Origin of the sequence: Mesorhizobium sp. M0676, assembly GCF_040320535.1 — a bacterium.
GTDB lineage: Bacteria > Pseudomonadota > Alphaproteobacteria > Rhizobiales > Rhizobiaceae > Mesorhizobium.
Map to the genome: position 1 here is coordinate 1 of NZ_JAMYPU010000020.1, position 19,492 is coordinate 19,492.

A 19,492-nucleotide genomic window follows, 5' to 3' on the forward strand; every position below is an offset into this window, starting at 1 on the left:
CCCGGCGGGCGTGGGGTTTGGTTTGGGCCCGGCCGCCCCCGTTGGACAAGTCCGGGCGTATTTCCGCTGTTGGGGGGGGGTGGCGGCGTACGCTTACTGCCCCGGCGGGGGCGACTTTCGCCAGCACGCCGCAACCCACCCCGCAATAGGGGCAGGTGGTCCTCACCTCGCGCGCTTCGCCCAGTTCCATGCTTCAGGCCGCGCGGCTGGCCAGCGCTTTCAGCGCAATGAACAGGAGCTCGCCCTCGATCCGCACAGGAATGGTGCGCACGGCGCCCTCGTCGGCGCCGAGCGCCTTGCCCGTCTCCAGCGAGATGACCCAATTGTGCAAGGGACAGGTGACGGCGGTGCCGTGGACGATGCCTTGGCTCAGCGGCCCACCTCTGTGCGGGCAATGATCGTCGATGGCGTAGACCTGATCGTCCTGCGTGCGGAAGACGGCGATCTTACCCTCGGGTGTGTCGACGCAGCGCGCGCCACGCCGCGGGATGTCGGAGAGTGAGCCGATCGATATCCAGTCCATTTTGATCACTCCGCCGCCTGCGCAAACCCGACAGAAGCCATTGGCCGGAACTCGTGCTTGTCCTTGCCGGAGACGCGTTCCGACCACGGGTCGACCTGGGCGAATTTCTGGCTGAAGACGAAGCGCTCGTAATAGGCCTTGCGCTTTGCACCGTCGTCCATGATCTGGCGCTTGATCTCGGGGATGCCGATGCGCTTGGCCCATTTGTAGATGCGCTCGAGATAGCGGCCCTGCTCGCGATACATCTGCGTCAGCGCCACGATATGCTCCAGCGCCTCGTCCTCGGTCTTGACCAGGCCAAGCACTTCGGTGCCCTTGATGTCGAGGCCGGCGGCGCCGGCGAAATGGATCTCGTAGCCACTGTCGACACAGATCACGCCGACATCCTTGCAGGTCGCCTCGGCGCAGTTGCGCGGACAGCCCGACACCGCCATCTTAACCTTGGCCGGGGTCCACGAGCCCCACATGAATTTCTCGATGCGAATGCCGAGGCCGGTCGAATCCTGCGTGCCGAAGCGGCACCAGTCGGAGCCGACACAGGTCTTCACCGTGCGCAGGCCCTTGGCGTAAGCATGGCCTGAGACGAAGCCGGCCTGGCCGAGATCGGCCCACACCGCCGGCAGATCCTCCTTGCGGATGCCCAGCATGTCGATGCGCTGGCCGCCGGTGACCTTGACCACCGGTATCTCGAACTTGTCGACGACGTCGGCGATGGCGCGCAGTTCGGCGGCGTTGGTGACGCCGCCCCACATGCGCGGCACCACCGAGTACGTGCCGTCCTTCTGGATGTTGGCGTGGACGCGCTCATTGATGAAGCGCGACTGGTAGTCGTCGGCATAATCGTTCGGCCAGTCGCAGACGAGGTAGTAGTTGAGCGCCGGCCGGCATTTGGCGCAGCCGCAGGACGTCGTCCATTCCAGCTCCTGCATGACGGCGGGAATGGTCTTCAGGCTTTTGGCGATGATCAGCCGGCGCACCTCGTCGTGACCGAGCGTGGTGCAGCCGCACATCGGTTGCACGGCGGCCGGGTTGTACTTGTCGCCGATGGTCAGCACCATCAGCTTCTCGACCAGCCCGGTGCACGAGCCGCAGGAAGCCGATGCCTTGGTGTGCGCGCGCACGTCGTCGAGCGAAGCCAGGCCCTTGGCCGTGATCGCGCCGGTGATCTTTCCCTTGCAAACGCCGTTGCAGCCGCAGATTTCCGCATCATCCGGCAAGGCTGCAACGGCCGCCATAGGGTCCAGCGGGGCACCTCCCTGGTAGGACTGGCCGAAGATGAGCGTGTCGCGCATCTCCGATATGTCGGTCTGCTTCTTCTTGAGGTCGTTGAACCAGGCGCCGTCAGCCGTCTCGCCATAAAGCACGGTGCCGATGATGCGGTCGTCTTTCAGGACAAGGCGCTTGTAGACGCCGGCGGCGGCATCGCGCAGCACGATCTCCTGGCGGTCCTCGCCTTCGGCGAAGTCGCCAAGCGAGAACAGGTCGATGCCGGTGACCTTGAGCTTGGTCGGCGTGTCCATGTGGACGAAGGCCGCTGCCTCGTTGCCGGCCAACTGGTTCGCGGCAACGCGCGCCATCTCGTAGAGCGGCGCGACTAGCCCGTAGACCTGGCCGTAGACCTCGGCGCATTCGCCGAGCGCGTAGATGTCGGGGTCGTTGCTGCGCATGCCGGCATCGACGACAATACCACGATTGACGGCTATGCCGGCCTCCCTGGCCAGCGCCGCATTCGGCCGGATGCCGACCGCCATCACCACCAGCGTTGCCGGGATAATAGTGCCGTCGGCAAGCTCCACCTGCCCGACCTTGCCGTTGCCGGTGATCGCCTGGGTGTTGGCCTTGGTGATGACCTTGATGCCGCGCTGTTCCACCGCGCGCTGCAGGAGATAGCCGGCGGCTGGATCGAGCTGACGCTCCATCAATGTCGGCATGACATGCAGCACGGTGACGTCCATGCCTTGGGCGTTCAAACCTGCTGCCGCCTCCAGCCCGAGCAGGCCGCCGCCGATGACCACGGCCTTGGCGCGCGACTGGGCGGCAAGCATCATGGCCTGAACATCGTCGAGGTCGCGATAGGTCAGCACCCCCGGAAGATCATGGCCGGGCACCGGAATGATAAAGGGCACCGATCCGGTGGCGATGACGAGCTTGTCGTAAGGCTCGGTGACGCCGTGATCGGAGGTGACTGTCTTGGCCGCCCGGTCGATGGCGACGATCTTGTGACCTTTGTAGAGGGTGATGTTGTTGGCGATGTACCAGCCGTCGCCGTGGATGATGATTTCCTCATAGGCCTTTTCGCCGGAGAGAACCGGCGACAGCATGATGCGGTCGTAGTTCACCCGCGGCTCGGCGTTGAAAATGGTCACGGTGTAGCGGCCCGGCGCCTGTTCGAGTAGATGCTCCAGCATGCGCCCGGGGGCCATGCCGTTGCCGATGATGACGAGTTTTTCGGTCATGGCGTTACTCCGCGGCTTCGACGAAGCGGTGGCGTTCATAGAGGAACTTCAGCACCGCTTCGCGGCAGCGCAGGAAGGTGCGGTCGGAAGAGAGTTCGACGCGTCGACGCGGCCGCGCCAGCGGCACCGCAAGCACCTCGCCGATGGTCGCCGCTGGACCGTTGGTCATCATGACGATGCGGTCGGACAACAGCACCGCCTCGTCGACATCGTGGGTGATCATGATCGTCGTCGAGCCGAGCCGGGAATGGATGTCCATAACCGCATCCTGCAGATGGGCGCGCGTCAGCGCGTCGAGTGCCCCGAACGGCTCGTCGAGCAACAGGATCTTCGGCTCCATGGCAAGCGCCCGGGCAATGCCGACGCGCTGCTTCATGCCGCCCGATATTTCGGCCGGCCGCTTGTCCTTGGCATGGGCCATCTGCACGAGATCGAGATTGCGCATGATCCAGTCATGTCGCTCGGTCCTGCTCTTGGAACGACCAAAGACTTTCGATACCGCCAGGCTGATGTTTTCGTAGACGGTGAGCCATGGCAGCAGGCTGTGGTTCTGGAACACCACGGCGCGCTCGGGTCCGGGGCTGTCGACCTCCTTGTTTTCGAGCAGCACGGCGCCGGCGGAAACCTTGGTCAGCCCGGCGATCAGATTGAGCAAGGTCGACTTGCCACAGCCGGAATGGCCGATGATGGAGACGAATTCGCCCTTGTCGATGGTCAGCCTGATGTCCTTGAGCACCTCGCTGACCTGACCGCCGCGGGCAAAGGATTTGTCGATATGGTCGAGCTTCAGATAGGCCGTCATCGCCCTTCTCCTCACTTTGCCGTTGTGCCGCGGGTGACGAAAGAGCCGACTGCCGCGACCAGGCGGTCGAGGCAGAAGCCGGTGACGCCGATATAGGCGAGCGCGACGATGATGTCGGGCAGCCGCGACGAGTTCCAGGCGTCCCAGATGAAGAAGCCGATGCCGACGCCGCCGGTCAGCATTTCGGCGGCGACGATGGCGAGCCAGGACAGGCCGATGCCGATCCTTAAGCCGGTGAAGATGTAAGGTGCAGCCGCCGGAACCATGATCTTGACGAAGAATTCGAACTGGTTGAGCCGCAGGATGCGCGAGACGTTGCGGTAGTCTTCGGGAATGTTGCGCACGCCGACGGCGGTGTTGATGATGATCGGCCAGATCGAGGTGATGAAGATAACGAACAGCGCCGACGGGCTGGAATCGCGGAAAGCAGCCAGCGACAGCGGCAACCAGGCCAGCGGCGGCACGGTGCGCAGTATCTGGAACACCGGATCGAGGCCACGCATGGCCCAGATCGACTGGCCGACCAGGGCGCCGAGCGCGACGCCGACGATCGCCGCCAGGCCGAAGCCGATGGCGACGCGCTGCAGAGAGATCAGCACCCGCCACGCAAGGCCGATATCCTGCGGGCCGTTGTTGAAGAACGGATGCGCGATCAGGTCATAGGCCTCGTTCCACACCTGGCTGGGCGGCGGCAGGCTGGCGGTCGGCGACGAGCAGGCGATCTGCCACACAACCAGCATGAAGGCGATAACGATGACCGGCGGCACCAGGGCGGTGGCCAGCCTGCCGGCGATCGCGATCGGGTCGAAGCGGCGCCGCGCTTTGGCGGTGAAAGCGATGACCGCGGCAGGCTTCGCGGGGAACGCCTTCACCGTGGTTTCCTCAATGGCTTGGATGGACATGTCTGAGTATAACTCCGGGGTCGATGCGGGCGACAAGCGGCGAAGCGCCGTTGCGCTGGGGGCGACAAACGGCGCAACGCGCCGTTTGCGCCGGTCAAGCCGATGCCTTGATCTTCAGGCTGTCGAGATAGGCCGACGGGTTGGCCGGGTCGAAAATCTTGCCGTCGAAGAATGTCTCGACGCCACGCGACGACGAGGCCGGAATATCGGCTGCGGCAACGCCGAGATCCTTCGCCGCCTCGCGCCAGATATCCTCGCGATTGACCTGATCGACCAGCGTCTTGATGTCGGTGGTCGGCGCGAATTTTCCCCAACGGATGTTTTCGGCGAGGAACCAGCTGTCGTGGCTCTTGTAGGGATAGGAGACGCCACCCTTCCAGAATTTCATGTAGAGGTCAGTGCCGATGGCCACGCGGCCATTGCCGTAGTTGATGTCGCCCTTGAGGCGGCCGACAATGTCGGCGACAGGCACGTTCATCCATTGCCGCTTGCCGATGATGGCGGCCATCTCGTCCTTGTTCTCCGCGGCCTCACACCATTGCTGGGCCTCCATGACGGCCATCACGATCGCCTTGGTGGCGTTCGGGTATTTGTCGATGAATTCGGCGCGGAGGCCGAGCGCCTTTTCGGGATGACCCTTCCACAGTTCGCCGGTGGTGGCGGCGGTGAAACCAACGCCCTGGTGGACGAGCTGTTCGTTCCACGGTTCGCCAACGCAGAACACGTCCATGTTGCCGACTTTCATGTTGGCGACCATCTGCGGCGGCGGCACGACAATGGTCGAGACGTCCTTGTCGGGATCGATGCCGCCGGCGGCCAGCCAGTAACGGAGCCACAAATCATGGGTCCCGCCCGGGAACGTCATGGCGGCCTTGATTTCCTTGCCGGCCGCCTTCTTGGCGGCGAAGGCGTCCTTCAGCTTGGAGGCGTCGAGGCCGACACCGGTGCCGGCGTATTCCTGCGCAACCGAAATGCCCTGGCAGTCGTAGTTGAGCCGCGCCACGATAGCCATCGGCATCGGCTGGTTGTTCTGCGTCACCTTGCCGGTGTGCATGAGATAGGGCAGCGGCGTCAGGATGTGAGCGCCGTCGATGCCGTTGGCTGCGCCGCCGAGCATCAGATTGTCGCGCGTCGCGCCCCAGGAGGCCTGCTTGAGCACCTCGACGTCGGGCATGCCGAACTTGACGAACAGCCCCTTCTCCTTGGCGATCATCAGCGGCGCCGCGTCGGTCAGCGCGATGAAGCCGAGCTTGGCGCCGGTGACCTCCGGAGCGGTCGTGGCGGCATAGGCGCCCGAGGGGAAGAGCTTGCGGGCCGCCACGAACAGGCCGGCCGTCATGGCGCTGCTGACAAGAAAATCGCGGCGCGTCACATCCTTGAGCGATGTTCCCGTCCCGATCCATTTCCCTATTTTTTCTTCCATCGTGATCTCCGGTTGAACGCTTCGTCGAGTGGCCCAAAACAAAAAAGCCGCCGTCCAGGCCTCGCGCGTCCGTACATCCGGGATCGCGTCGTTGACCTGAGCGGCAGCTTTGCCTGTGGCGCCCGCCATTGGACGCCTGTTCCGTGACCCGCGAAGGGCCTGGCTAATTCAAAGCAGGAACCGTGCCAGTTTTGGGTGAAACGAAAAACCTAAATGAAATCAACATTACGCGCCAGACGCCGGCACGCGAGGCGACATCGCAAGCAGATCAAAGATTGTTCACTACAGCAATCGCACGCACATTTTTTGTGCAATGCACAAGAATGGCGCGAGAATGATCAGGCTTCCGCGCGAGCGTTCTGGCGCGCTATATAGCCGTCGATCTCGTCGGGGTCGAAGGTCTGACCGTCGAAGAAGCCGTCTGGCCCAAGCACCAAGCCTGCCCCGGTCGCACCGACAGCCGTGGCGACCTTAAGCGCGCCCTCGACCTTCGCATTGGCGCCGGGAAGTGCAACGCCAAGCGGCTTTAGCGCCGAGCGGTAGAGGTCGGGACGGTAGCAGTCACGGGCGATAGTAAGGTTTTCCGGCGTGTGCTCGACATGCCCCCAGCGCACCATCTGCGTATAGAACCACAGCGCATGGCTCTTCCACGGAAAGTTCGCCGCCTTGTCGAAGGGCAGGAAGAAGTCGTCGACATCCAGTTCGGCGCCGCCGCCCAGTTCAAGATGGCCGGTCAGGATCGGCATCTGGACAGCTGGTGGCAGGCCGAGGAAGCCAGCTTGAGCCATCACACCAGCCAGTTCGGCGTGGTTGCCCCGATCCTGGCACCAGCGCGCCGAATGATGCAGCGCGCGCAGCAATGCTGCCAGCGCGACCGGGTTCTCCTGCGACCAGGCCTTGCGCACGCCGATCACCTTCTCCGGACTGTTGCGCCACAGCAGCGCCTTGACGGTGACGATATGGCCGGTGCCGGCAGCGACCGAGGCGCTGTTCCAGGGCTCGCCGACGCAGTAGCCGTCGATCCGCCCAGCGGCCAGCGCATCGGCCATGAAGGGCGGCGGCACGATGACGATCTCGATCTCGCGCTCCGGATCGATGCCGCATCCGGCAAGCCAGTAGCGCAGTTCGTAATTATGCCCCGAATGCGGGTGCACCACTGCAAAGCGCAGCGGATCGCCGCCAGCCCCGGCGCGCTCGCGAATGAAGGCACGAAGGGCTGCGCCCGCGCGCGCGGGCTCGAGATCGGGTATGGCGCCGTGTGCCGCCATGCCTTCCCAGACGGCGTTGGAGATGGTGACGCAATTGCCGCCAAGCCCGAGCGAAAACGGCACGATGGTCTCGGAAGCAAGCGGCGTTAGCCCGAGATTGCAGGCGAGCGGCATCGGCCCCAGCATGTGCGCCAGGTGGAAATGGCCGATGGCGATGCGGTCGCGGATGTTGGCCCAGGAGGTCTCGCGGTGCAGTGTGAGATCGATGCCCTCGCGCGCGGCAAATCCAAGCTCACCCGCCGCAACCAGCACGGCACTGTCGAAGAGCGGCATGAAGCCGGCGGTGATCTGGTGCTCGGCGCTCATGCTCATTCGTCCTCCGACGGCCCGAGCAGCCCGGCGGCAGTCACCAGGCTCTGGGCAATGTCGCCGATCTTGCGGTTCTGGTTCATCGCCGTCTTGCGCAGCAGCGTGTAGGCGGCCTCTTCGGTCAGGCCGCGCGACTTCATCAGGATGCCCTTGGCACGGTCGATCACCTTGCGGCTCTCAAGCTCCCCTCGAACCTCTTCCAGCTCGCGCGCCATGCGCGAGAAAGCGTTGAAGCGGCTGACCGCCATGTCCAGGATCGGCTTGACGCGCTCTTGCCTGAGGCCGTCGACGACATAGGCCGAAACGCCGGCATCGACCGCCGCTTCGATCGATGCCTGGTCCGATCGGTCGACGAACATGGCGATCGGCCGCTTCACCGCACGCGACAGCTGGAACATGTTTTCCAGCATGTCGCGGTTCGGGTTTTCCAGGTCGATGACGATGACGTCCGGCTCGATCTCCGCGATGCGCCGCGCAATGCCGGTCACGTCGTGGATGACGGTGACCCGCTCATGGCCGGCCTCGCGCAAACCTGCCTCGATGATCGCGGCGCGGATACGGTTTTCGTCGATGACCAGGACGGCGAGTGAGCTGCGGACCATGCGTGCATTGTGGGCAAGGTCGCAAAATTGTGCAATGCGGCATGGTCACAGGCTCCCGCCGCGGAGCAACCGACGACCGACAACGACCCGGTCTAGGTGGTCGGGACAAGGAACGCAGCGCAACGCTGGCGCTGGTGATGACAGCCTTGCCGGTCGCCTGGTGCCCTACCCAACGGTCTAGGTGCGATGAGACTTGCACCGCAACATCGGCTTGTTAAAGGTGGGGGCAACGACGGACATAGCTGTCCTTGCTCGCCGATCTGACCGGAAGGTTACCGCACGATGCTGCTCATGAAACGACGATTGGGGGCCAGGGAGCCGGCGCGCCCAGCACGGCGTCCCGGGAACCTGACGGCGATGTTCGTCCTGATAGCCGGGCCGCTCGTCCTTGGCATCGCCCTCCTGTTGGCTGGTCCGGCACAGGCCCAGGCACCGGCCGCCGTCACGCCCGACAAGGTCAAACAGCTGTTCGAGCTTCTCGACGATCCGTCGGTGAAGGCCTGGGTGGCCGAGCAACGAAATCAGGGCGCAGGATCGACGGAAGCGCCTGCCGAGACTAGCGCTCCGCCGGCCGACGCCGTGGCCGCACCGGGCCAGATGAATACTATGGCATCCTCGACGCTCGATCGGATCAAGCATCACATCGAAAAGATCGTGCGAACCTTGCCTTCGCTGCCGGACCAGTTCGCGCGCGTCCGGGCCAATACCATGGACGATATGTCCAGCAAGGGCCCCGTCAGCATATTGGTGCTGATTGCGATCTTTATCGCTGCCGGCCTGGCGCTCACCTGGGCAATATACAAGCTCACCCGTCCATTTCGTCTTTGGATCATCGCGCAACCCAGAGATACGCCCATCGGGCGGGCCAAGAAGATCGGCGGCCGCACGCTTTATTCCAGCATGATGATCGGCTCGTTCGCGCTGGGCAGCGCCGGTGCGTTCATGCTGTTCGACTGGCCAGCGCTCATCCGCGAGATTGTGCTGACATTTCTGATGGCTGCGGTCTTTACGTGGGCTGTGCGCCTGTACGTGATGGCCACGCTCGTCCCTTCTTTCATGGAGGTCGAGCACGCCATCGAGGTTCGTGCCCTGCCGATCACCAACGGAGCTGCTGACCATTGGGCTTATTGGCTGCCCCGGATCGTCGGCGTTTTCGCCTTCTTCGCCGCCGCTTTTGTTCTTTTGCCGGGTCTCGGCATCGACCATGACGGAATGATGGTCCTGTCGGTGGGCGCCGATTTCATATTGCTGTTGTTCTTCCTGCTGGCCATCTGGCGTCGGCCAAGACCACAACGTGACGGTGCGCGTCACAGCGGTCACACGGCATTGACATGGGTGTTGACGGCCTATTTCGTTGTCCTGTTCCTCGAACGCATCGCCGGCCTCTACACCTTCTTCTGGTTTACCTTCGCCTCTTTCTTTCTGCCTTTGGCAATCGTGCTGACGGAGCGCGGGGTTAATTTCGTCCTGCGGCCGGGTTCGGAAGATGTCGGCCGGCCGACGATCCCGGCGGTGACGATCGCTGTCATCGATCGCGGTATCCGGATGATTTTCATCCTCGCGGCGGCTTACCTTCTCGCACGCGTACTGGGCCTGGACATGCAATCCATGCGCGGCAGCGATACGACGACCATGCTCATATTGCGCGGCTTGATCAACGTCGTGGTCATTGCCCTTGCTGCCGATTTCGGCTGGTCGATCATCAAAGCCTTGATCGAACGAAAGCTGGGCGTCGCGATACCGCAAGCGGTGGTGAGCGAGGAAGAAATCCTCACCCTCGATCCGCATCAGGCGCGGCTGCACACGCTGTTGCCGATCATCCAGAACATTCTGCTAGCAGTGATCATCGTGATGGCGGTGCTGATGATGCTCGCTTCGATCGGCATCCAGATCGGCCCGCTGATCGCCGGCGCCGGCGTCGTCGGCGTCGCCGTGGGTTTTGGCGCGCAAACCATCGTCAAGGATGTGATCTCTGGCGTGTTTTATCTGCTCGACGATGCTTTCCGTGTCGGCGAATACATTTCATCGGGCAGCTACAGGGGTACGGTGGAGAGCTTTTCGCTGCGCTCGGTGAAGCTGCGCCACCATCGTGGTCCGCTGTTCACGATACCTTTCGGCGAACTCGGCGCCGTGCAGAACCAGAGCCGTGACTGGGTCACCGACAAATTCAACATCACCGTTGGCTATGACACCGATATCGACTTCGCTCGCAAACTGATCAAGCGAATTGGCCTGGAACTGGCGGAAGATCCGGAGTTCAAACACTGGGTGATCGAACCGATCAAGATGCAGGGCGTGCAGGAGTTCGGCGAGTACGGCATCGTCTTGAGGGTCAAGGTTACGACCAGACCTGGAGGCGCCTTCAGCATGAAAGGCAGGTTCTTTTTGCGCCTCCGCCAGGCCTTCAAGGAGCAGGGCATCGAACTCCCATTCCCGACCGTCCACGTCCAGGGGCTGCAAGACCCGCATGGGACAGAGAATGCGCCTTTGGAGATCACACCCGAATTACGAATGGCCGTCGCCCAGTCGCACACCAATCGGCGCAGAAAAAAAGCGAGCACAACGGAGTAGGACGCCATACCGGCCGGCCGCAACACGGCTTTCCGCGCAAAGCCTGGACCCACGACACCACGCAGTCGGAACTGCCGATAGCGGTGACGCGATCGCCGCCAACCAGCACCAGCGTGGCGTTTCTGAGGCCAAGCTTGACGAAAAGAGCAGATACGCTGGCCTTTCCGCAAGGCTCAGAGCGCAATCCAGGCGGTCTTGAGGTCGACAAATTTCTCCAGCCCATGCAGCGACTTGTCACGGCCGAAACCGGACTGTTTGACGCCGCCAAGCGGCACGGTGATATCGGCTCCGCCATAGGTGTTGACGTGGACGACACCGGCGTTGATGGCGCGCACCATGCGATGGGCCGTGGAAAGATTGGCGGTCCACACCGCCGAGGCAAGTCCGTAGACAGTGGAGTTGGCGAGATGCACCGCCTCCTCCTCGGTCTCGAAGCGCATCACGCCGAGCACCGGTCCGAACACCTCCTCGCGCGCCAACTGCATCTCTTGCGTCACGTTCTCGAAGATCGTCGGCGCCATGTAGCTGCCGCCGGTCTCGGTCAGTATCCGTTCGCCGCCGGCGACGAGACGGGCGCCTTCGGCTTGCGCCATGGCGACGAAGCCGAGATTCTTATCCAGCTGTTCGGCGCTCGATACCGCACCGATATCGCTGGCGAGATCGAGCGGGTCGCCGATCTTGAGCCGCGTGGTTGCCGAGACAAGTTCGTCCATGAAAAGATCATAGACCGACGACTGGACGAGCAGACGCGAGCCGGCAACGCAGACCTGGCCTGAATTGCGAAAGATGCCGTTGGCCGAGACGACCGCCGCCTGCTTCAGGTCCGGAGCGTCGGCAAAGACGATGTTGGGCGACTTGCCGCCAAGCTCGAGGAAGACCCGCTTCAAATTGGAACGGGCTGAGTATTCGAGCAGCCGCCGGCCGACCGGCCCCGATCCGGTAAAGGCGATGGCGTCGACATCCATATGGAGGCCAATCGCTTCGCCGGCGACAGCACCATGACCGGTAACGACGTTGAACACGCCTTCGGGAAGTCCAGCCTCGCTTGCGAGTTCGGCCAGCCGCAGCAAGGTCAGCGAGGCGATCTCCGGCGGCTTGACGACGACGCTGTTGCCGGTGGCCAGTGCGGGCGCAATCTTCCAGGCGCCGATCATCAGCGGGAAGTTCCACGGCACGATGACGCCGACGACACCGAGTGGTTCCCTGTGGATCAGCCCGAGCACATTGTCGGCCGTCGGCGCGATCTCGCCATAGACCTTATCGATCGCCTCGGCGTAGTAGCGGATGGTGCCGGCCGCCGACAGCGGCTCGGCCTTGTAGGCCATGCCGATCTCGGTGCCGTTGTCGCGCACGCCAAGCACGGCCAGCTCATCGACATGTTTTTCGATCAGCTCGGCAAATTTCGTCAGCACCTTCTTGCGAAAGGCAGGGGCGGCGCGCGACCATAAACCCTTCTCAAATGCTTTTCGCGCCGATCGGACCGCGCGATCGATGTCGGCGGCATTGCCGTCGGCGATGCTGGAAAAAGGGCGGCCGTCGATCGGCGAAATCACCGCCAGCGTCGCGCCGCTCGTCGCTGCGGCCTGTACGCCATCGATAAACAAGCCCCGATCGCCGATCTCCGTCTTGCGCAGCGCGTCGATGGCATTCTGGCTGATCATTGGTGGCGGACTCCCAGGGAAACATACAACGTGGTTGGCGCTCGGAATTCCCAGCCGCGAAACACCGGCACCTTGCCCGGCACCAGGCTGAGATCGGGGAAGCGCAGGAGCAGCAGCCTTAATGCAAGGCACATCTGCTCGCGCGCGAAAAACCGGCCTGAACAGAAATGATGACCAAAGCCGAAGGCGGCATGATTGCCTTCCCTGCGGTTGATGTCGAACCGGTCTGGATCGGCAAAGCGGCTCTCGTCGCGGCTTGCCGAGGAGACAAGTGCAGCGACCGCGGCGCCGGCAGGGATCGTTACGCCGCCAAGCTCGACCGCCCGCGTCGTCTGCCGCGTCTGGGTGCCGATCGGCGCCACCCAGCGCAAGCCTTCATCGACAGCCCTGGGCACAAAGGTCTCGGGATCGGCGAGCACCTGCCGCAATTGTTCGGGATGCGCAAGCAGGCCGGCGAGGATCGAACCGGCACCATGTCCGGGCTCCTGCATGCCGCCAAGCAGAATGACCTTGATGCTCGGCATCAAGAAATCGATCGGCCGCGTCGTGCCTTCCGGCATGCCGTCATGCAGCATTTGCGACAGCGCCGAGTGGTCGGGAGCGCGCGCCAGTCTATCCAGAGTCGGCCGGATGGCTGCGCCGACCTCGGCGCTGATCGCGTCGGCGATCTCTTGCCGCTTCGGGTCGTTCTCGAAATTGATGGCGCCCTGCGCAAGGCCATAGAACCAGCGGCGCAGCGTCGGCATGTCGATGTCGGCAAGGCCAAGCGACCACGCCAGGCTGAGCGTCGACACCGGCTCGAAATAATCCGCCATCAGCTCGGCGGAGCCTTGTTCGGCGATCCGGTCGAGAAAAGGTTCGGCAATAGACCGCACGAGGTCGCCGGCATAGGCGGCGACGGTGCGCGGCCGGTATTTCGGATCGACGCCTTGGCGCAGCTGTCTATGCGTTTCGCCGTCGGTGGTCAGGATGGTCGGCTTGCCGAACGAGCGTTCGACCGGAGACGTACCGACGACGGCGGAGAAGATGTCGGGTGACTTTGCGACGGTCTCGACGTCCTTCCAGCGGGTGACGAACCAGAGATTGACCGCCGGCACGAAAGCGACAGGCGCGCTGCGCCGCAGTTCCGCATAGATCGGATACGGATCGGCTTCCAGCGCCTCAACGGTGATGCTCTCGGCAAAGCTCAACGCCGGTACTCCCTTTGCGATGGAAAGGGGCGGCGCCGAACGCGCTACCCCCTTGTCCTTTGTCCTAGTCCTTCAGCGGCACGCCGAGATTTTCGAAGGCAACCGGATCCCGGCTCTTCAACGCACCGGCAAGCAGCAGGCCGACCACCGCGGCAATCAGCACCAGTCCCGGCAGGAACACGCCAAGGAAGCCACCGGCCCCTGACAGGCTGCCGAAATTGATGACGATCAGGTAGATGATGACGACGAAAGCGATGAAGGCCAGCCCAGGCAGGATGGTGGTCTTCAGCGCATTCTCCTGCGTCGACGGGTTGGCGCGGAAGTACATCACCACGGCGAGCGAGGCCACCGCCATCATGACGATGACTCCCAGCGTCGCGACATTGGTCAGCCAGGAAAACAGCGCCAGCACCGGATCGAGGCCGAGTACCGCGAACAGTCCGATGACGATCGCGGCCAACACGCTCTGGATGACGGAAGCGACATGCGGGCTCTGGTGCACTGAATGCGTCACGCCGATCGCTTCGGGCAACAGCTTCTCGCGGCCCGAGACGTAGATGTAGCGGGCAACCGCGTTGTGGAACGCCAGCACGCCGGCAAACAGGCTCGACACGAACAGAATGCCCATGGCGTGCGACAGCATGGTTCCGGCGTAGCGGTCGGACAGGCCGAACAGGAAAGTCGTCGGATCCTGAAGCGCCTGCAGTGCGGGCAACAATTTGTCGACGCCGGCGCCGACCGCCATCAGCCAGGCCGTGACCATGTAGAAGACGCCGATCAGCAACACTGAGAAATAGGTGGCGCGCGGAATGGTCACCTTGGGGTCGCGGGCTTCCTCGGCGTAGATCGTCGTCGCCTCGAAACCAATGAAGGCGGCGAAACAGAACAGGATGGCGATGGCGGGCGAGCCGCTGGCGATCTGGCTCCAGCTGAACGGCGCCGCCGAGAGACCACTGTCGCCACCGGTCTTGAGGATGGCGAGGTCTAGCACCAGCACCACGATGTATTCGCACAGCACCAGCACTGTCAGGATCTTGGCCGACAGGTCGACCTGGCGGTAGCCCAACACCGCGACGATGGCGACGGCGATGAAGCTCCACACCCACCAGGGCAGGTCGATGCCCCAGCCGGCGAACAGGCCGGCGGTCGCGGCCCCCAGCAGGCCCATGACCCCGATCTGCATGGCGTTGTAGGACAGGATCGCGATGATTGCGGTTGCGCCGCCGGCAAAACCGCCGAGCCCGCGCGCGGCATAGGCATAGAAGGCGCCGGCATTGCCGACATGGCGCGACATGGCGACGTAGCCGACCGCAAACAGCAGCAGCAACACGGTCACGATAAGATAGGTGCCGGCAAAGCCCGCCCCATTGCCCATAAGCATGCCGAGCGGCGTGCCGCCGGCGACCGCGGTGAGCGGCGCCGCCGCCGAAATCACCATGAAGGTGATAGCGCCGACGCCAAGACTGTTCTTGCGCAGCCTGTTGGCGGGCGCCTGTTCCGAAACTGCTGACATTTGTCCCTCCAGTTTACGAACCCCTGGGTTCGCGGCCGCTCGGCCTGTTCCCTGAATGCCATCGGTTCATTATTTGAACCCTTATTTTGAATAGAGACTTGCAAAGAATGCCGATGCCTGTCAAGTTAATTCACACATTAAGTTTCTATCCGAGCGGGAGGCTGGATGGGTACGGTCGGCAAGGCGATTTCACTTCTGGAGCTGTTCACGGCGGACGGGCCCGAGCTCGGACTTTCCGATCTCGCGCGGCGGTGCGCCTTGGACAAGGCCACGACGCGGCGGCTGCTGATGGCGCTGGGCGGCCATGGCTTCGTCGAGCAGGATGCCGGCACGCGGCACTATCGCCTCGGCGCCGGCCTGTCGCGGCTGGCGCGTATCCGCGAAGCCTGCTTCCCGTTCCTGCAAACGGCAATTCCCGTGGCGCAGGATTTGGCGGGTTCGACAACCGAGACGGTGCATCTGTCGGAATTCGGCGTCGACAGGCTGATCACCGTCCATGTCGAGAATTCAAGCTGGGCAAACCGGGTGAACATCGATGTCGGCCAGCTTCTGCCGCTGCATTCCACCGCCTCCGGCATCGCCTATCTGGCCTTCGCCGACAACGCGACCGTGAAAGCATGCCTGACAGGTTCGCTTGAGGCCTTCACCGATCATACCCTCGTCGAGCCGGCCGCTATTTCAAAGTCGATCGGCGAGGCGCGCGACCGCGGCTATTCGATCTGCGACCGGGGCCATGAGGACGGCGTGATCGGCGTCGCGGCTGCAATCCGCGCCGCCGACGGTCTTGCGCTGGGGACAATTGCGGTGGCAGCCCCGAAGGCCAGGACGACACCGGCTGCGATCGTGGAACGAGGGCTTGCGGTTGTGACCGCGGCACGGGAGATTTCGATGCGCCTCAATGGCGAAAACCTGCAAACCCTGAGGAGGCAGGCCTGATGTCTGCAGATATGGCGACGCCCCGCATCCTGGTCATCGGCACGGGCGACACCAAGACCGACGAACTGCTGTTCATGAAAGCGTGTATCGAGGCATCCAGTGGCCGCGCCGTGATGATGGATGTCAGCGTGCTGGGCGCCCCCGCCTATAGTCCCGATCACGACAAGCATGCCGTTGCGCGGGCCGCTGGCGTGACGATGGCCGAAATCGTCTCGAGCGGCGATGAAAACACCGCCATGACATTGATGGCCGTCGGCGCCGTTCAGCTGGTGCGCCAGCTTCACCAGCGCGGCGAGATCGACGCTTTCATCGCCATCGGTGGTTCGATGGGAACCGATTTGGCGCTCGATGTCGCGCTGTGCCTGCCGCTCGGCGTGCCGAAATTCGTCGTCTCGACCATCGCCTACTCGCATCTCATTCCGCCCGAGCGTGTCGCGCCCGACCTGATGATGATCCTGTGGGCAGGCGGGCTCTACGGCCTCAACACCATCTGCAAGCTGGTCCTTTCCCAGGCCTGCGGCGCGGTCGTCGGTGCGGCGAGGATCGTGCTTGCATCCCGTGCTTCGGCCCCGGCGGTCGGACCGACCATCGGCATGACTTCGCTGGGCAGCAGTTGCCTGCGCTATATGAAGACGCTGAAGCCGGCGTTGGAGCAGCGCGGCTATGATGTCGCGGTCTTTCACACCACCGGGATGGGCGGCCGGGCCTTCGAATCGATCGCCAGCCAGGACCATTTCTGCGCGGTGTTCGACTTCAGCCTGCAGGAGATCACCAATCATCTTGCCGGCTCGGTCGTCAGCTCCGGCGCCGACCGGCTCGAGAATGCCGGCGCCCGCGGCATTCCGCAGATCGCAGCCCCTGGCGCCGTGGACATGGTCGATTTGCCGACCTGGCAGGCGCTGCCGACAAAGTTCGCGCAGCGGCCATTCCATGCTCATAACAGGTTGATCGGCTCGATCACCGTCGATGCCGCCGACCGCCGTGAAGTCGCCAGGACCATCGCCGCCAAGCTCGGTGCGTCGAAGGGGCGCTCCGCTTTCATCCTGCCCTCCGGCGGCATCCAGGAATGGGATGCGCAGGGCGAGCCGCTGTACGAACCCGAAGCCCTCGCGGCGTTCACCGATGAGATGCGCAAGACCATTCCCGCCGGCGTCGAGTTCCACGAGATCGACGCCCACATTAACAGCGACGAGTTCGTCGGCAAGGCGCTCGAAATCTTCGACCGCTGGGTCGAGGAAGGCATCATCCCGCGCGGCATGCCGGCCAAGGGAGTGGCTGCGTGAGCGCTGTTCCTGCCCAGGCGCTCGTCCTCGATTTCGGCGGCGTCGTCACCCGGACCCTTTTCGAGACCCATGCCTTGACCGAACAGGCGCTCGGCCTCGCGCCGGGAACGCTGCAATGGTACGGGCCGTTCGACCCGGATTCAGATCCGCTGTGGCGCTCATTGCAGGCCGACGAGATCAGCGAGCGCGATTATTGGCGCACCCGCACCAGCGAAGTCGGCCGGCTCGTCGGCGAGGACTGGCAGGCGATGGAGACATTCGTCCAGCGTGCACGCGGAGCCGAGCCGGAAAAGATCGTGCGGCCCGAAGCCGTCCGCGCAATCCGGACCGTGCATGCGGCGGGATTTCGCCTGGCGATCCTGTCCAACGAGCTAGATCTGTTCTATGGCGCCGGCTTCCGTCAGCGGCTGCCGCTGCTCGAGCTGTTCGACACCATCGTCGACGCCACCTATACCCGCATCCTCAAGCCCGATCCGCGCGCCTATGCCTTGGTGACCGAGGCGCTCGGCCTGCCTGCCGGCGCCTGTGTGTTCGTTGACGACCAGCAGCGCAATGTCGATGGCGGCCGTGCCGCCGGCATGCGCACCGTTCATTTCGACGTCGCGCGGCCGGCACTTTCCTATGCCGAGGCCCTCGGCCATTTCGACCTCATCCCCTGAGACGTTTGCGGAGCCTTGCGATGCGCGACATCAATTTCCTCACCGAGAAAAACGCCAAGCCGATCTGGCATCCGATGGCACACCCGGCCGAGATGCGGGCCAACCCGCCAAAGGTGATCATGAAAGGCGAAGGCGTGATGGTCACCGACATCAACGGCAACACCGTGCTCGATGCGGCTGGCGGCCTGTGGAACGTCAATCTCGGCTACTCCTGCGACCCGATCAAGAAGGCCATCGCCGACCAGCTCAGCGCCCTGCCCTACTATTCCGGGTTTCGCGGCACGTCGACCGGCCCGTCGATCGAGCTCGCTTACGAACTCGGCGAATGGTTCGAACCGGAAGGCATGGTGCGGACCTTCTTCACCTCGGGCGGCTCGGATTCGGTCGAAACCGCACTGCGGCTCGCCCGCCAATACTGGAAGATCCGCGGCCAGGGCGACCGGACAAAATTCCTCGCGCTGAAGAAGGGCTATCACGGTACCCATTTCGGTGGCGCGTCAGTCAACGGCAACGCCAATTTCCGCCGCAACTATGAGCCGCTTATGCCCGGCGTCTTCCACATTCCCGCACCCTGGACCTTCCGCAATCCGTTCGATGAGACCGATCCGGCGCGGCTGGCCAAACTGTGCGCCAAAGCGCTGGAGGACGAGATCGCCTTCCAGGGCGGCGACACCATTGCCGCCTTCATCATGGAGCCGGTTCTCGGCGCCGGCGGCGTCATCGTTCCGCATGACAGCTTCATGCCGCTGGTCCGCGAGATATGCGACCGCCACGAAATCCTGCTGATCGCCGACGAGGTGGTCACGGGCTTCGGTCGCACCGGCGCCTGGTCGGGTTCGCGGCTATCCGGCGTGAAGCCGGATTTTATGACCATCGCCAAGGCGATCACCTCGGGCTATTTCCCGCTCGGCGCCACCTTGATCGGCGCCAAGGTGGCCGACGTCTTCGAGGCCGACAAGACCAGCTTCGGGGCGATCGGTCATGGCTATACCTATTCCGGCCATCCTGTCGGCTGCGCGGCAGGGCTGGCTGCACTTGCCGAGACCAAGCGGCTTCGCCTGGACGAGAACGCAGCCGCGCGCGGCATCGAGCTCGCGGCGACGCTGGAGGGGCTAAAAGCCAAGCACGCGATCGTCGGCGACATCAGGTACAAGGGCCTGATGGCTGCGCTAGAGCTGGTCTCCGATCGCACGACGAAAAAGCCGGTGGACAAGAAGACCATGGCCGTGGTTTCGGAAGCCACTTATGACGCCGGCGTCATGCTGCGCGTGTCCGGCAACAACATCATCCTGTCGCCGCCGCTGATCATCGGCGCCGCCGACGTGGCAAAGATCGGCGAGGCCATCGATGCAGGTCTGTCGAGGGCCTGATAGACCCGCTGACGCAATGGAGTT

The 19,492-nt window shown here is 63.6% G+C and carries 15 protein-coding genes and 1 pseudogene; 5 read left to right on the top strand and 11 right to left on the bottom strand.

Annotated features, from left to right (window positions below):
* Positions 1-75: 75 nt before the first annotated feature.
* From NKI35_RS21230 to NKI35_RS21265, 8 genes and pseudogenes are all read right to left on the bottom strand, one after another.
* Positions 76-190: pseudogene (locus tag NKI35_RS21230) on the bottom strand (hypothetical protein); the annotation flags it as partial.
* Positions 191-193: 3 nt separating this feature from the next.
* Positions 194-523 (bottom strand): nitrite reductase small subunit NirD, encoded by a 330-nt coding sequence (gene nirD, locus NKI35_RS21235; protein ID WP_023686954.1) that lies wholly within the window; start codon positions 521-523, stop codon positions 194-196.
* A 5-nt stretch (positions 524-528) separates the two neighbouring features.
* Positions 529-2,979: a nitrite reductase large subunit NirB gene (nirB, locus tag NKI35_RS21240; RefSeq protein WP_352741399.1), complete on the bottom strand. Its 2,451-nt coding sequence runs from the start codon at positions 2,977-2,979 to the stop codon at positions 529-531.
* 4 nt (positions 2,980-2,983) lie between these two features.
* Positions 2,984-3,781, bottom strand: coding sequence for an ABC transporter ATP-binding protein (locus NKI35_RS21245; RefSeq protein ID WP_023682696.1), 798 nt, complete (start codon positions 3,779-3,781; stop codon positions 2,984-2,986).
* 11 nt (positions 3,782-3,792) lie between these two features.
* A complete protein-coding gene (gene ntrB, locus NKI35_RS21250) occupies positions 3,793-4,683 on the bottom strand; it encodes a nitrate ABC transporter permease (RefSeq protein ID WP_023692255.1) in 891 nt (296 codons plus the stop codon).
* Between the two features lie 94 nt (positions 4,684-4,777).
* Positions 4,778-6,106, bottom strand: a complete 1,329-nt coding sequence (locus NKI35_RS21255; protein WP_352741400.1) for a CmpA/NrtA family ABC transporter substrate-binding protein — start codon at positions 6,104-6,106, stop codon at positions 4,778-4,780.
* 338 nt (positions 6,107-6,444) lie between these two features.
* Complete coding sequence (locus NKI35_RS21260) at positions 6,445-7,680, bottom strand: CmpA/NrtA family ABC transporter substrate-binding protein (RefSeq protein WP_352741438.1); 1,236 nt, start codon at positions 7,678-7,680, stop codon at positions 6,445-6,447.
* 2 nt (positions 7,681-7,682) lie between these two features.
* Positions 7,683-8,285, bottom strand: coding sequence for an ANTAR domain-containing response regulator (locus NKI35_RS21265; RefSeq protein ID WP_023667842.1), 603 nt, complete (start codon positions 8,283-8,285; stop codon positions 7,683-7,685).
* 282 nt (positions 8,286-8,567) lie between these two features.
* On the opposite strand from NKI35_RS21265, the gene NKI35_RS21270 reads away from it, so the two are divergent.
* Positions 8,568-10,856 (top strand): mechanosensitive ion channel family protein, encoded by a 2,289-nt coding sequence (locus NKI35_RS21270; RefSeq protein WP_352741401.1) that lies wholly within the window; start codon positions 8,568-8,570, stop codon positions 10,854-10,856.
* Between the two features lie 173 nt (positions 10,857-11,029).
* Here NKI35_RS21270 and NKI35_RS21275 read toward each other — a convergent pair whose 3' ends face one another.
* The 3 genes from NKI35_RS21275 to NKI35_RS21285 all read right to left on the bottom strand — a co-directional run bounded on the left by NKI35_RS21275 (position 11,030) and on the right by NKI35_RS21285 (position 15,220).
* On the bottom strand, positions 11,030-12,517 hold the full coding sequence (locus NKI35_RS21275; RefSeq protein ID WP_352741402.1) for an aldehyde dehydrogenase: 1,488 nt from the start codon (positions 12,515-12,517) through the stop codon (positions 11,030-11,032).
* Positions 12,514-13,707: a cytochrome P450 gene (locus tag NKI35_RS21280; protein ID WP_352741403.1), complete on the bottom strand. Its 1,194-nt coding sequence runs from the start codon at positions 13,705-13,707 to the stop codon at positions 12,514-12,516. The genes NKI35_RS21275 and NKI35_RS21280 overlap by 4 nt, the downstream gene beginning before the upstream one ends.
* A gap of 64 nt (positions 13,708-13,771) precedes the next feature.
* Complete coding sequence (locus NKI35_RS21285) at positions 13,772-15,220, bottom strand: APC family permease (protein ID WP_352741404.1); 1,449 nt, start codon at positions 15,218-15,220, stop codon at positions 13,772-13,774.
* Between the two features lie 165 nt (positions 15,221-15,385).
* Here NKI35_RS21285 and NKI35_RS21290 point away from each other — a divergent pair, with 165 nt between their 5' ends.
* The 4 genes from NKI35_RS21290 to NKI35_RS21305 are packed head-to-tail and all read left to right on the top strand — an operon-like array spanning position 15,386 to position 19,468.
* Complete coding sequence (locus NKI35_RS21290; protein ID WP_352741405.1) at positions 15,386-16,156, top strand: IclR family transcriptional regulator; 771 nt, start codon at positions 15,386-15,388, stop codon at positions 16,154-16,156.
* Positions 16,156-17,439, top strand: coding sequence for a Tm-1-like ATP-binding domain-containing protein (locus NKI35_RS21295; protein WP_023740567.1), 1,284 nt, complete (start codon positions 16,156-16,158; stop codon positions 17,437-17,439). The genes NKI35_RS21290 and NKI35_RS21295 overlap by 1 nt, the downstream gene beginning before the upstream one ends.
* A complete protein-coding gene (locus NKI35_RS21300) occupies positions 17,436-18,098 on the top strand; it encodes an HAD family hydrolase (RefSeq protein WP_352741406.1) in 663 nt (220 codons plus the stop codon). Before NKI35_RS21295 ends, NKI35_RS21300 begins: the two co-directional genes overlap by 4 nt.
* A gap of 20 nt (positions 18,099-18,118) precedes the next feature.
* Entirely contained in the window at positions 18,119-19,468 is a 1,350-nt protein-coding gene (locus NKI35_RS21305; protein ID WP_352741407.1) for an aminotransferase class III-fold pyridoxal phosphate-dependent enzyme, read from the top strand.
* Positions 19,469-19,492 lie beyond the last annotated feature (24 nt).

Excerpts from the sequence above, each read along its gene's own strand:
- nirD (WP_023686954.1), bottom strand. The coding sequence starts at position 523 with ATGGACTGGATATCGATCGGCTCACTCTCCGACATCCCGCGGCGTGGC.
- nirB (WP_352741399.1), bottom strand. The coding sequence starts at position 2,979 with ATGACCGAAAAACTCGTCATCATCGGCAACGGCATGGCCCCCGGGCGC.
- NKI35_RS21245 (WP_023682696.1), bottom strand. The coding sequence starts at position 3,781 with ATGACGGCCTATCTGAAGCTCGACCATATCGACAAATCCTTTGCCCGC.
- ntrB (WP_023692255.1), bottom strand. The coding sequence starts at position 4,683 with ATGTCCATCCAAGCCATTGAGGAAACCACGGTGAAGGCGTTCCCCGCG.
- NKI35_RS21255 (WP_352741400.1), bottom strand. The coding sequence starts at position 6,106 with ATGGAAGAAAAAATAGGGAAATGGATCGGGACGGGAACATCGCTCAAG.
- NKI35_RS21260 (WP_352741438.1), bottom strand. The coding sequence starts at position 7,680 with ATGAGCGCCGAGCACCAGATCACCGCCGGCTTCATGCCGCTCTTCGAC.
- NKI35_RS21265 (WP_023667842.1), bottom strand. The coding sequence starts at position 8,285 with ATGGTCCGCAGCTCACTCGCCGTCCTGGTCATCGACGAAAACCGTATC.
- NKI35_RS21270 (WP_352741401.1), top strand. The coding sequence starts at position 8,568 with ATGCTGCTCATGAAACGACGATTGGGGGCCAGGGAGCCGGCGCGCCCA.
- NKI35_RS21275 (WP_352741402.1), bottom strand. The coding sequence starts at position 12,517 with ATGATCAGCCAGAATGCCATCGACGCGCTGCGCAAGACGGAGATCGGC.
- NKI35_RS21285 (WP_352741404.1), bottom strand. The coding sequence starts at position 15,220 with ATGTCAGCAGTTTCGGAACAGGCGCCCGCCAACAGGCTGCGCAAGAAC.
- NKI35_RS21290 (WP_352741405.1), top strand. The coding sequence starts at position 15,386 with ATGGGTACGGTCGGCAAGGCGATTTCACTTCTGGAGCTGTTCACGGCG.
- NKI35_RS21295 (WP_023740567.1), top strand. The coding sequence starts at position 16,156 with ATGTCTGCAGATATGGCGACGCCCCGCATCCTGGTCATCGGCACGGGC.
- NKI35_RS21305 (WP_352741407.1), top strand. The coding sequence starts at position 18,119 with ATGCGCGACATCAATTTCCTCACCGAGAAAAACGCCAAGCCGATCTGG.